The following is an 11,918-nucleotide window of genomic DNA, read 5'->3' on the forward strand; positions in this document are numbered from 1 at the left end:
CCACCGCACCCTGGGCCTGGAGATCGCCCACCGCTACCTGCCCTCCAGCGTGGTCAGCGAGGAGGTCGAGGGCCAGGGCGGTGCGGCCGGGCGGCGTCCGGTCGGCCCCGCCGATCCAGACGTCGGCGGACAGCGCGGCGGTGGTCCGGGCCACCGCCGCGGGGTCGGTGAAGTCCAGTGCGGTGTAGGCCGCCCCGGTGGCGAGGACCGCGACCAGCGCCACCGGGAAGCGGCTGCCGAGCCCGGCGTCGAGGGCCACGGTCGTGCCCGGGCCGACGCCCAGCGCGCGCAGCCGGTCGGCGCAGGCCCCGCTCAGGCGGTCGAGCTCGCCGTTCGTCAGCGGGTCGGGGCCGAGGACGGCGGGGTCCTCGGGGGCCCCGCGCAGCCGTTCGGCCACGCGCCGGCCCAGGTCGTGTGCGTGGTGCGTGGTGGTCATGGCGCTCCCGGTCATCCGATGGCGAGTGCGGACAGGCCGGCCGAGGCCGCGATGCGGCGCATCGGCTCGCCGGGGTCGGCGGCGGCGCGGTCGAGGATCGCGACCAGGCCCGCCAGCAGCCGTTCCATCGCCTCCGGTGCGAAACGGTCGGCCAGGTAGGCCAGTTCGAGGTGGAGGGTGCCTTCGCGGGACTGCGCGTAGAAGGCCAGCGGGTACTTGGTGTAGCCCGTCCACAGTTCGCGGAAGACGATCGTGGCGTCCCGGTCGCCGTCGGCCTCGGCCGCGGGGAAGTTGAGCATGTTGAGCATCACGTCGAAGAGGGTGCGGTGTGCGCCCAGGACGCCCCGCCGGGCCGCGGCGGCGACGGTGTCGGCCAGCGGGACGTCGGAGTGGTCCAGCCCCCGGGCGGCCAGCGAACCCACCCGCCGGATCGCGTCGCCGAAGGCCAGGTCCGGGTCCAGGTCGATGCGGAGCGGCACCATGTTGATGAGGAAGGCGGTGACATGCTCGGCCTCCGGCGCCGTGCGGTGGGTGACCGGGACGCCGAGGACGAGGTCCTCCTCGCCGAAGACCGAGGACAGGGCGAGCCACAGGGCGGTGGCCAGCACGGTGAACGGCGTCACCCGGGCCTCCCGGGCGAGGCGGTGCAGCAGCCGGTCGGTCTCCGCCGAGAGGTGGTGCTGCACCAGCCCGGCGGCGTGCCCGGCCGGGCCGTCGGCCGCCGGGCGCACCGCCCCGAGCCTCGGCACCCGCTCGCCCAGCACGTCCGCCCAGTAGCGGCGGCTCGCGTCGAGGGCCCCGGAGCGTTCGGCCGCCGCCTGCCAGGAGAGGTAGCGGCCGAGGGCGGCCGCGCCGTCGGGTTCGGGGCGCCGCTCGCGCCGCGCGGGCCCGGCCGCCGCGTACTCCTCGGTGAAGGTCCGGGCGAAGACCTGGGCGCCCCAGCCGTCCAGGGCCAGCTCGTGGGTGGTCAGCAGCAGGTGGAACCGGTCGTCGGCGACGCGGAAGCCGGTGGCGCGGACGAAGGGCTCGCTCTCCAGGTCGAAGGGCTCGGCCGCGGCCGCCGCGGCGAAGGTCCGGAACCGGGCGGCGGGGCTCCCGGCCGTGTCCCCGGGGCCGGAGTCGGGGTCGGGGCCGGGGCCGTCGCCGCGGGGGCCGCGCAGGTCGCGGATCTCCAGGTCGCCGAGGTCGAACGCCGGGAAGCGGAGCCGGGGGCCGTCCTCGGTGGCGGTGACCACGCCGGTGAGGTGCGGGTGGCGGGCGAGCGCGGCCCGCCACGCGGCACGGAGCCGGCCGTCGTCCACGGTTCCCCGCACGTCCAGGTACCCCTGGTAGGTGTAGTAGGGGTTCTCCGGGTCGAGCTGCCAGTGGAACCAGGCGCCCTGCTGCTGCCGGGCCAGCGGCCACTCGACCGGTCCGCCGTGCGGGTCGGGGAGCGCGAGGGAGGACGGGGCGGTCGCCGCGGGAGTCTCCGTCCGCCGCCGGGTGGCGTCGGCCACGGCCTGCAGCAGGCCCCGGAAGGTCACCGCCCGCAGCACGTCCCCGGTGGAGACGCGGCTGCCGGCCAGTGCGCCGAGCCGGATGCCGAGCACCATGCTGTGCAGCGAGTCGAGCCCGGCCTCCGCGAGCTCCTCGTCCAGGTGCTGCGGGTAGCGCCCCACGACGTCGCGCCACAGTTCGGCGACCTGCGCGGCGGTGCCGCGCGGCTCCAGCCAGGCCGGGCGGGAGTCGCCGCTCCCGTGCAGCCGGGCGGCGAGCGCGCCGTAGTCGGCCTTCCCGTTGGGCGTGGTCGGCAGCGCGTCGACGCGGATCAGCCGGTCGGGGGACATGACCGGTGGCAGGTGCTCGGCGAGCGCGGCGCGCACCGAGCCGACGGTGCCGTCCGGGTCGAGCACCAGGAAGGCGTGCAGTTCCTGGCGCCGGGTGCGCACGGCCGGTTCGCGGCCCAGGACCTCGCGCGTGACGAGCGACTCCGCGACCTCCCACTCGTGCAGCAGCACGGCGCACTGCCGGACCGGGCCGGTGGACAGGATCCGGGACTCGATCTCCTCCAGCTCGATCCGGTGGCCCCGGATCTTGACCTGCCGGTCCCGCCGCCCGAGGCAGACGAAGACGCCGTCCTCGCCGACCACGGCGGCGTCGCCGGTGCGGTACATCCGACCGGCCGGATCGGCGGGGTCGCGGAAGAACGCCCGGGCCGTCGCTTCCGGATTCCGGACGTATCCGAGGCCGACGCCGGCGCCACTGGCGAAAAGCTCGCCCTTCTCTCCAGCCCCGCACGCCACCCAGGCCCCGTCCTCCTCCTCGCGCAGGACGTAAAGCGTGGTGTTCTGCAGGGGTGTTCCGATGGGGGTGTGCGCACCATCGGCCGAGAGGTCGCCGGCATTTCCGACCACGTGGTGGGTGATGTCGTCGGCGCACTCGGTGGGCCCGTAGACATTCATGATCGGGATTTCCGGGAAGCGCTCCAGCCAGGCCGTGCACAGCTGCGGCTTGACCGACTCGCCGCCCAGCAGCAGCCAGCGCAGCTCCCACCCGCGGTGGTCGGTCCGGTCCAGCTCCTCCAGGAGGGGGTACATCAGCGAGGGCACCACTTCGAGGACGCTCACCCGCCGCTCGCGCAGCGCGGCGAGGAACGCCGCCGGCTCGTGCACGACCTCGTCGGACACCACGACGCACTCCGCGCCGACCAGGAGCGGCGCCAGCATCTGCCAGACGGCGATGTCGAAGGACTGCGGCGCCGACTGGGCGACCCGGTCGCCGGCGGTCAGGCCGAGGGCCGTGACCTTGGCCGACAGATGGTTCATCAGCCCCCGGTGGGTGTTCACCGCGCCCTTGGGGACGCCCGTCGTCCCGGAGGTGAAGACGGTGTAGGCGGGCTCGTCGCCGCACGCCCCGGCCGGCGGGGCCCCCGCCTCCGGCGTGCCCGCCGCGGCGATGGGCAGCACGCGCGCGTCGACGCCCAGGGAGGCGGCGAGTCCGGCGTGCGCCCCGTCCACCAGGAGCACCTGTGCGCCGCACTGTTCCACGACCGTGCGGATGCGTCCGGCGGGCCACTGGGCGTCCACCGGGACGTAGACCCGGTCGGCGGCCAGCACGCCCAGCAGGGCGGCGACCAGGTCCACGCCCCGGTGCGCCAGGACGGCCACCACGCCGTGCACGGATCCGGTCGCGGCGGTGAGGTCGGCCGCGACGGAATTCACCCGGGCGGCGAGTTCCCGGTACGTGGTGGAGCCCGATTCGGTGCTCACCGCCACGGCCTCGGGGTGCTCCGCCGCAATCGACCGGAAAACGTCGCCGGCATTCATTTCCAACCAGGGCGTGTGGACTTCCGGACCCGCATAGCCCTTCGGGAGGCCGCCCCTCGTGGGAAGTTCCGAAAAGCTCTCACGCATGTGCCATCTCCATAGTCCGGCAGTAGAGGTTTTTCACCTCCGGGAACACCTGGATAAGCTCGGCGGCGGGATTCGGAACGAGCCCCCGGATCCGACCGGTGATCCATTGATAACGTCCGCCACCGTGGCTTGTCGACCGCCCAAATGTTGCCGTTGGCGGAGTATGTCCGCTATCTCCGACGATTCGTCAGACTGTCGTCATGTCAGCGTCAGGTTGCCGCCGCCCGACTCCACAGACCGCCCACAACACGGACTTTGCCGGACGAAACAGCCTGCGCGGCGAGGAGCCGGCCCCCTCCTCCGCCGTCCGCCGGGCCCGCCGGGCACCCCGCGCGGGCCGTTGCGGAGCAAGACCGGGGCGTCTCAGGAGGTGAGACGTCCAACTGGTTGCTTGACTTTGCCAGTGGTCTAGTCATCAATTTATTGAACTGCTTCGTATGGGATTTCGATCCCGCCGCGGACAGTGGGCATCAGGGTCGGCCGCCGCGCGGTCGGCCATCGACGTCGAACACTCACGAGGGGATCGCGCGGTGGCTCGTTTTCTCTTTCTGGGTCCACTGGAGATCTGCGCGGCACAGGGCCCCGTCGGCGTCGGCGGAGGGCGGCAGCGCTCCCTTCTCTTACTGCTGCTGGTCAATGAAGGGCGCCTGGTCACCAAAGAACAAATTATGGCCGAGATTTGGCCGGAAGGAGCTCCCCGGCAGGCGGACAATGCCCTCCACGCCCTGGTCGCCCGGTTGCGGAAGGCACTGGACTCCTGGTACGGACCGGGCTTCGCGGCGGACCACCTGGTCACCGGCCGCCCCGGCTACGGCCTCTACCTCGACCCGGACGAGAGCGACGCGGCGGAGTTCTCCCGCCTCTCCGCGCAGGCCCGCTCCTGGGCGCCGGACCGGCCCGACCACGCCCTGCGCCTCCTCGAACAGGCCCTGGCGCTCTGGCGCGGCCCCGCTCTGGGCGACGGCGCCACCGGACCGCTGCTGGCGGCCGCGGCCGCCCGCCTGGACGAACAGCGCCTGGCCGCCGTCGAGGAACGGCTGCGGCTGGAGGAGGCACTCGGCCACCACGCCCCGGCGACCTGCGAGCTGCAGCAGCTCGTCGCGCTCCACCCGCTGCACGAGGGGCTGGCCCGGCACCTGATGACCGCGCTCTACCGGTCGGGCCGGCAGGCGGAGGCGCTCGCCGAGTACCACCGCATCCGCAGCGCGCTCCGCAACGAACTGGGCCTCGACCCGTCCCCCGCCCTGCGCGCGTTCATGGCGGCCATCCTCCGGCACGAGATGCCGGTCGGCGCCGAGGAGGCGGGCCCGCTCCACGGCCGTCCGCGCACGTCCGCACGGGCCCTCGTCGGCCGCTGAGCCCACTCGACCAGGGAGGGACCACAATGATCGTTTCGGGGGCGCACGAGCTGCTGGACTCCGATGTCTACGTCGACCTGCGCGACACGCTCGGCACCAACCTCCTCGTCAAGTGCGAGGGCTTCAACTTCGCCGGCTCGGTCAAGCTCAAGGCCGCCAACTGGATGGTCGACGCGGCCCTGCAGGACGGCCTGCTGCACCCGGACTCGGTGCTGGTGGAGTCGTCCTCGGGCAACCTCGGCGTCGCCCTCGCCGTGATAGCGGCCGCGCGGCGGCTGGCCTTCGTCTGCGTCACCGACCCCAAGTGCAACCCGGCCACCGTCCGGCTCATCGAGGCGCTGGGCGCGACGGTGGTGGTCGTCGACGGGGCCACGCCCGACGGCAGCTACCTGGACGCCCGCAAGCGCCGGGTGCGCGAACTGTGCGCCGCCGACCCGAACCACGTGTGGCTCAACCAGTACGAGAACCCCGCCAACTGGATGGCGCACCGGGACACCACCGCCCCGCAGATCGACAAGCGGTTCCCGGACCTGGACGTGCTGTTCGTCGGCGTCGGCACCGGCGGCACCCTGACCGGGTGCGCGCGCTACTTCCGCGACCGCCGGCCCCGGGTGCGGATCGTCGCCGTGGACAGCACCGGCTCCGTCAACCTGGGCGGCGCCCCCGGCCCCCGCCACATCCCCGGCATCGGGGCGAGCGTTCCGATGCCGCTGGTCGACGCCCGGCTGGTCGACGCCGTGGTGCGCGTGCCGGAGGAGGAGGCGCTGCGCACGTGCCGGCTGCTCGCCTCCCGCGGGCTGGTCCTCGGCGGGTCCACCGGAACGGTCGTCAGCGGCGCCCGGCAGTGGCTCGCCGAGCACGACCCCGACCAGGTGCTGCGCGCCGTGTGCGTCTCCCCGGACCTCGGCGAGCGCTACCTCGACACCATCTACGACGACGCCTGGGCGACCCGCCACTTCGGCAGCGCCGACACCTGGGCGACAGGGTGAACCCCCTCGCCGGCCCGATCCGAGGGTGATCGATTCGGGTCGGGTGCTCATCCGCCCGACCGGCGGCGTCGTACATGGCGAGGTTCGCGCCCTCACCGGCGAAGGGCGACATCGGGTGCGCGGCGTCACCGACGAGCGTCGCTCCGGCCACGCTGCCCTCTTCCAGCAGGGCGTCCAGGGCCACGAGCAGGTTCAAATCCCATGGCATGACAGTGACCATATGGCGATGGGTCATGCACCTGGCGTCAACCGCGAACGCTTCCGAGGCCGAGGACCCGGGACCCGGGGCCCGGGTCAGGCGGTGGCCGGGGCCGGGGCGGGGCGGCGGCGGGGCGGGAGCAGGGCGTCGAGGGCGAGGGCGCCGGGGCCGGTGACGGCGAGGGCGAGGAAGACCCAGGCGAAGAGGGCGGCGCTCTCGCCGCCGTTCTGGATCGGGAGCAGGCCGCCCTCCTGGTGGACGGAGAAGTAGGCGTAGGCCATCGAGCCGGAGCAGACCACGGCCGCCGTGCGGGTGCCGAGGCCGAGCAGGACCAGGGTGCCGCCGACGAGTTGGATGACGGCGGCGTACCAGCCCGGCCAGGACAGGGCCTCCACCGTGCCGCCGCCCTTCGCCCCGCCCAGGACGCCGAAGAGCGAGGCCGCGCCGTGGCAGGCGAAGAGCAGGCCGGTGACCGCCCGGGTCAGGCCGAGGAGGTAGGGGCGGGCCGCTTCGACCGTGCGGTGGGGGGCGGACGGGGACATGGGGCCTCCAGGGAAGCGAAGTCGGCGCGTTCACAACAGAAACTTAGGTTAGCCTCACCTACGTTTCATGGGAGGCGCAAGCTCCACCACGGAGTCTCCGCAAGCGGACGGCGGCCCGCCGCTACCCGCCGCCGCCCGGGGACCCCGCCGTGACCAGGCCGGACTCGTACGCGGCGATGACGGCCTGGGCCCGGTCGCGGACGTCGAGCTTCGCGAAGAGGGAGGTGATGTGGTTCTTGACGGTGGACCGGCTGAGGTCGAGCGCACCCGCGATGGCGTCGTTGTCGAGACCGGTGGCGATCAGGCGCCACACCTCGGTCTCCCGCGGGGTCAGCTCGGCCGCGACGGAACGCGGGGCGACGGCGGGGGCCGCCGGGGCGGTGCTGCGGACGTAGGTGGAGATCAGGCGGGTGAGCAGGCGCGGCGCGACCACCGCCTCGCCGGTGTGCACGGTGCGGATCGCGGCGGCGAGCTCCTCCGGCGAGACGTCCTTGGGGAGGAAGCCGCCGGCCCCGGCCCGGAGCGCGGCGACCACGTACTCGTCGAGGTCGAAGGTGCTGAGCGCGAGAACCCGGCAGTCGGGGAGGACCCGGGCGAGTTCGCGGGTCGCGTCGACACCGTCGAGGACGGGCATCCGGATGTCCATCACCACCACGTCGGGACGCAGCCGCCGGGCCGACTCGACCGCGGCGGCGCCGTTCTCGGCCTCGCCGACCACCTCGAAGGCCGGGTCGGGCGCGAGGATCAGGCAGAGTCCGCGGCGCACCAGCGGCTGGTCGTCGGCGACCAGGATGCGGATCGGGGTCATCGGAGGACCTCCACGGGGAGCGCGGCGGACTCCCGGGCAGCGAGCGGCGGTTCGGCGGGCGGCGCAGCGGACTCGCCTGGCGGGAGGGGCGGTTCGGCGGGCGGGGCGGGCGCCCCGGCGACCGGTGACGTGAACCCGCCTGCGAGAAGAGGCGGTTCGGCGGGCTGGGCGGTCGGCTCACCGACCGGGGCCGGGAGAACGGCGGACTCGTCCGGCCCGAGCCGCGGTTCGGCCGACAAGGCGGGTGGGGCGGCGGCTGGGGAGGCGAACTCGCCTGCGAGGCCGGGCTGTTCGGTGGGCGGCGCGGTGGTGGTGGCTGGCGGGGTGCTGGGGGGCGGCTCTTCGGGGGGCAGGGGGAGTTCGGCGTGGACGGCGAAGCCGCCGGCGGGGTGGGAGGTGGCGGTGAGGGTGCCGCCGTGGAGGGCGGTGCGTTCGCGCATGCCGATCAGGCCGTGGCCGCCGCGTTCGGTCGGGGGGTGGGCGGGGGCGTGGCCGGGGCCGTGGTCGCGGATGTGGAGGGTGAGCAGGTCCGGGGCGTAGCCGAGGCGGACGGTGGCGCGGGTCGGGCCGGCGTGCTTGCGGGTGTTGGTCAGGGCTTCCTGGACGATCCGGTACACCGTCAGGCCGAGGGCGGGCGGGAGCGGGCGGACCTCGCCGTGCACGGTGAGGTCGGCGGGCAGGCCGGCCCGGCGGGAGTCCTCCAGCAGTCGGGGCAGGTCGTCGGTGCCGGGTTGCGGGGCGGGCGGGGCGGTGTCGGGTTCGTCGCCGGCCCGCAGCACGTCGAGGAGTTGGCGCATCTCGCGCAGGGCGAGGCGGCCGGAGGACTCCAGGGTGACCAGGGCGTCCCGGACCACCTCGGGGTCGGCGAGGTTGGCCCGGGCGCCGCCGGCCATCAGCTGCATGGTGGTGATGTGGTGGGCGACGATGTCGTGCAGTTCGCGGGCGATCCGGCGGCGTTCCTCGGCCACCGCGCGGTCGGCGAGCAGTTGCCGGTTGGCCGCCACCTCGCGCTGCCAGCGGGCGACCGCGAGGCCGGCGGCGGCGACCAGCAGCGCGGAGCAGGGGGCGGACACCGCCACGTCCCAGGCCGGTGGCCGGAAGTGGCCCTGGCCGAGGACGGTGGCCACCGAGGTGGCCAGTACGGCCGCGGCGGTGGTGGCGGGGCTGCTCACCCGGGCCACCGAGTACGTGGCGATCGTCAGGACCACCCCGAAGTGCGGTTTTCCGGGGCCGCACAGGTCGGCGGCGACGCTCAGCACCAGGGTCGCGGCGAGCGCCGGCACCGGGCGGCCGCGCCGGAACAGCAGCGGGAGGGCCGCCAGCAGTCCGAACAGGAAGCCGGGCAGGCCGGGCCCGCGTTCGCCGTCGGCCGCGCTGAACAGCAGGTTGGCGGTGGCGTCGATCACGCCCGCCGCGACCGCCACCAGGGCGTCGGTCCGGGTCCACGGCGCGCCGTCCGGCGCCGCCGCGCTGCCCGGGTGCTGCTGCGGTCGTCCCATGTCCGTCCCCCGTGTCCCGTCTGCCGCGGCCCGTCTGCCGCCGCCCGTCTGCCGCCGCCCGTGTCCGGCGCCCCGTCTCCGGCGCCCCGTGCGCGTCCCGTACCCCGCCGGGGTCCGGCCGGGGCCCCGGCCGGGTGGCGTTCCCGGTGCTGCTGCCGCTGACCAGCCCCGATGTCCTCATTCTGGCACCGGCCCGGCGGGCGGACGTCGTCTCCCCGGGCGAGCGGTCCTGGGAGCCAGGTCCCGGGTGCGGGACCGGTGGGGGCCCGCGGGCCCCGGTGCGGATCGTCCGTCGCCCGGACGCCCCGGGGGTGTCCGGGCTGATGGTCTGTTACCGGGCGGCGACCGCCGTCCGACCAGCAGCCACGCAGACGGAGGGCGACCGTGATCCGCGCACTGACCGGATTCTCCACCAGACACGCCTGGAAGGTGATCGCCGTGTGGGCGCTCCTCGGGGTCGCGTTGACCGGGGTGGCGCCGGTGCTGTTCGCCCGGGTCACCGGGAGCAGCACCGCGGACTTCCTGCCGGCCCGCTACGACTCGGCGGCGGCGATGCGGGTCGCCGAGGAGCACTTCGGGCTGCGGCCCGACGCCACCACCGTCACGGTGCTGGTGGCCCGCGCCGACGGCGGCGCGCTCACCGACGGGGACCGGCGGCGGATCGACGCCGAGGCGGCCGAGCTCGGCCGGCAGCGGGTGGTGATGCCGCGCGAGGCCGACGAGCCGTCCTTCCTGGTGACCGACCGTTCGCAGACGCCGAAGGTGGCGCCCGCGATGGTCGCCCCGGACGGCGGTTTCGAGCTGCTGGCCGTCGAGTTGGCCGGCAACGTCGCCGACGAGGGCGTGCAGGACGTCTACCGGGTGTTCCGGGACTCCGCCCGGGAGCGGTTCGCCGCGGCCGGGATGCGCACCGGTTTCACCGGCGGCGTGGCCGAGGCGGCGGACGGCGCCGACGCGAACCGGACGGCGGCCACCGTCGGCAGCGCGCTCGTCGTCGGGCTGATCGTGCTGCTCAACGTGCTGGTGTTCCGCAGCGTGCTGGCCGCCGTGCTGCCGCTGCTGGCGGTGGCGCTGGTCGGCGGGGCGGCGGGCGGCGCGGTGGCGGGCCTGGCCGGGCTCACCGGGCTGCGGCTGGACGCCTCCACCCCGGGCCTGATCTCGGTGGTGCTGCTCGGCATCGGCGTCGACTACCTGCTGTTCCTGCTGTTCCGGTTCCGCGAGGTGCTGCGGGCCCGCCCGGACGCGCCCGCCCGCCTGGTCGCCGCCGAGGTGTCGGGCCGGGTCGGCACGGCGATCACCTCGGCCGCGCTGACCATCGTCGCCGCGTTCGCCACCCTGGGCGTGGCCGGGTTCGGCCTGTTCCGCTCGCTCGGCCCGGCGATCGCCGTGGCGGTGCTGGTGATGCTGCTGGGCAGCCTGACCCTGATGCCGGCGCTGCTGGCGGCCTGCGGGCGGGGCATGTTCTGGCCGTCGCGCGCGCTGCGGCGGGAGCCGCGTCCGGGGGTCGCCGCCCGCCTGGGCGGGCTGGTGGCCCGCCGTCCGGCGGCCGCGCTGCTGGCGTCCGTGGCGCTGCTGGGCGCGCTGGCCGCGGGCCTGGTGGGGATGCGGATGGACTACGGGCTCGGGGAGGCTTCGGGGACGCCCGCGGCCGCCACCGCCGCCGAGATCTCCCGTTCGCTCCCGGCCGGGGTGTCCGACCCGGCCGCCGTGTACGCCACCGCCGACGGGGGCGGCGCCGTCGACCCGGCGGCGTTCGCCGGGCTGGCCCGGGAGCTCGGCGCCGTCGCGGGCGTCGGGAAGGTCGCCGACCCGGTGGGCAGCCCGGACGGCCGGGCCGTCCGGATCGACGTCTACCCCGTCGCCGACCCGCAGAGCGCGCAGGCCCGGGCGCTGGTGTCCGGCCCGCTGCGGGCCGCCGTGGCCGCCCACTCCCCCGCCGGGACGCGCGCGCACGTCGGCGGCACCTCGGCGGTGTACGCCGACGTGGCGGACGCGGTCGACCGCGACCTGCTGGTGGTGTTCCCGGTCGCGGCGGGGCTGATCGCGCTGATCCTGCTGCTGCTCCTGCGCAGCCTGCTGGCCCCGGTGGCGCTGCTGCTCTCGGTCGGGATGGGGTTCGCCGCCACCCTGGGCAGCGCCGTCCTGGTGTTCCAGCACGTGCTGGACCGGCCCGGCGTGGCCTTCACCCTGCCGCTGGTGCTGTTCCTGTTCGTGGTGGCGCTCGGCACCGACTACAACATCCTGATCGCCGACCGGATCCGCGAGGAGATGCACCACCCGGGCCCGGCCCGGGCCGCCGTGGCCCGCGCCGTGCGGCACACCGCGCCCGCCGTGGCCACCGCCGGGCTGGTGCTGGGCGGTTCGTTCGCCAGCCTGGCCACCACGCCGGGCAGCGAGCAGATCGCCTTCGCGCTGACGCTCGGGATCCTGCTCTCCGCGCTGCTGCTGTCGCTGGTGGTGGTCCCGGCGGTGGCCTCGCTGCTGGGCCGCGCGCTGTGGTGGCCGCTGCGACCGCCGGCGGGCCGGGAGGCCGGACGGGAGCCGGGCCGGGAGGCCGGAGGGGAGGACCCGGCGGTGGCGCGGGCGGAGCGGCTCCCGGCCTCCTGACAGTGAGGATGTTCATGAGCGGTTCCCGGGCAGGTCTGACCCACCTCCTGACTGACCTCGGGTCCTCAACGGGATTTGTCGGCTTCGT

General features: G+C 75.1%; 8 protein-coding genes and 1 pseudogene. 3 read left to right on the forward strand and 6 right to left on the reverse strand.

Annotation, left to right across the window (positions count from 1 at the left end; genetic code table 11):
- Positions 1-436, reverse strand: a 436-nt coding sequence (locus tag ACWEO5_RS35645) for an AMP-binding protein (protein WP_452166261.1), incomplete at its 3' end; no start/stop codon positions are given.
- Between the two features lie 11 nt (positions 437-447).
- Positions 448-3,828 carry an amino acid adenylation domain-containing protein gene (locus tag ACWEO5_RS35650; RefSeq protein WP_452166262.1) on the reverse strand — a complete coding sequence of 1,127 codons (3,381 nt, stop codon included), beginning with the start codon at positions 3,826-3,828 and terminating at the stop codon, positions 448-450.
- Between the two features lie 437 nt (positions 3,829-4,265).
- Here ACWEO5_RS35650 and ACWEO5_RS35655 point away from each other — a divergent pair, with 437 nt between their 5' ends.
- Positions 4,266-5,186 (forward strand): AfsR/SARP family transcriptional regulator, encoded by a 921-nt coding sequence (locus ACWEO5_RS35655; RefSeq protein ID WP_452166263.1) that lies wholly within the window; start codon positions 4,266-4,268, stop codon positions 5,184-5,186.
- Between the two features lie 26 nt (positions 5,187-5,212).
- Positions 5,213-6,175, forward strand: a complete 963-nt coding sequence (gene sbnA / locus ACWEO5_RS35660; protein ID WP_452166264.1) for a 2,3-diaminopropionate biosynthesis protein SbnA — start codon at positions 5,213-5,215, stop codon at positions 6,173-6,175.
- 61 nt (positions 6,176-6,236) lie between these two features.
- On the opposite strand, the pseudogene ACWEO5_RS35665 reads toward sbnA, so the two are convergent.
- The 4 genes and pseudogenes from ACWEO5_RS35665 to ACWEO5_RS35680 all read right to left on the reverse strand — a co-directional run.
- Positions 6,237-6,326: pseudogene (locus ACWEO5_RS35665) on the reverse strand (FAD-dependent monooxygenase); the annotation flags it as partial.
- Between the two features lie 143 nt (positions 6,327-6,469).
- Positions 6,470-6,916, reverse strand: a complete 447-nt coding sequence (locus tag ACWEO5_RS35670) for a DoxX family protein (protein ID WP_452166265.1) — start codon at positions 6,914-6,916, stop codon at positions 6,470-6,472.
- 121 nt (positions 6,917-7,037) lie between these two features.
- Entirely contained in the window at positions 7,038-7,724 is a 687-nt protein-coding gene (locus tag ACWEO5_RS35675; protein ID WP_452166266.1) for a response regulator, read from the reverse strand.
- A complete protein-coding gene (locus ACWEO5_RS35680) occupies positions 7,721-9,223 on the reverse strand; it encodes a sensor histidine kinase (protein WP_452166267.1) in 1,503 nt (500 codons plus the stop codon). Before ACWEO5_RS35680 ends, ACWEO5_RS35675 begins: the two co-directional genes overlap by 4 nt.
- A gap of 384 nt (positions 9,224-9,607) precedes the next feature.
- On the opposite strand from ACWEO5_RS35680, the gene ACWEO5_RS35685 reads away from it, so the two are divergent.
- Positions 9,608-11,830 carry an MMPL family transporter gene (locus ACWEO5_RS35685; RefSeq protein ID WP_452166268.1) on the forward strand — a complete coding sequence of 741 codons (2,223 nt, stop codon included), beginning with the start codon at positions 9,608-9,610 and terminating at the stop codon, positions 11,828-11,830.
- The last annotated feature ends 88 nt before the right edge of the window (positions 11,831-11,918 follow it).

This window comes from Kitasatospora sp. NPDC004272 (assembly GCF_053603035.1).